Annotated in this window: 1 protein-coding gene and 1 rRNA gene; both read right to left on the bottom strand. The window is 40.1% G+C overall.

Annotated features, from left to right (window positions below):
• A 23S ribosomal RNA gene (locus ACTHUG_RS11535) occupies nucleotides 1–105 on the bottom strand; the annotation flags it as partial.
• 143 nt (nucleotides 106–248) lie between these two features.
• On the bottom strand, nucleotides 249–434 hold a 186-nt coding region (locus ACTHUG_RS11530), incomplete at its 5' end, for a hypothetical protein (protein WP_440422309.1).

Below are 434 nucleotides of genomic sequence, written 5' to 3'. Positions count from 1 at the left end.
GGTCATAGCTTTATTGCCAGCTTCCCCGCGCTTTTCGTAGGCTTACACGTCCTTCGTCGCTTATCATCGCCAAGGCGTCCACCTGATGCATTTATTTACTTGACTCTATCATTTCAAGAACCTCTCTGACTTCGTTTACCTACCCGTTGACTAGGGAAGCGAACTTGAAATTCCTGCTTTGATAAAGCTTACTGCTTGTTGTGTCTTAATCCTGCCTTTTGTGTTTCAGGATTAAGTCGATACAATCATCACCCAAATACTGTGTTTGTTTTCTTTTCTCTTGCGAGAGATTCTTTATTCTTTGCAAAGAATAAAAAATCAAAACAAACGCATTGTCTTTGTTTGTTGATTGCGGCTTTCCAATTTGTTAAAGATCGATGCGTCGATATTTCACTTCGCAAATCAAAATAAGCTGCTAAGTATAGCAGGCTTCC

Origin of the sequence: Neisseria sp. P0022.S009, assembly GCF_051956675.1 — a bacterium.
Classification (GTDB): Bacteria; Pseudomonadota; Gammaproteobacteria; order Burkholderiales; family Neisseriaceae; genus Neisseria.
Note: the sequence above shows the minus strand (reverse complement) of the source record. Positions and strands in the feature narration are given on the sequence as shown.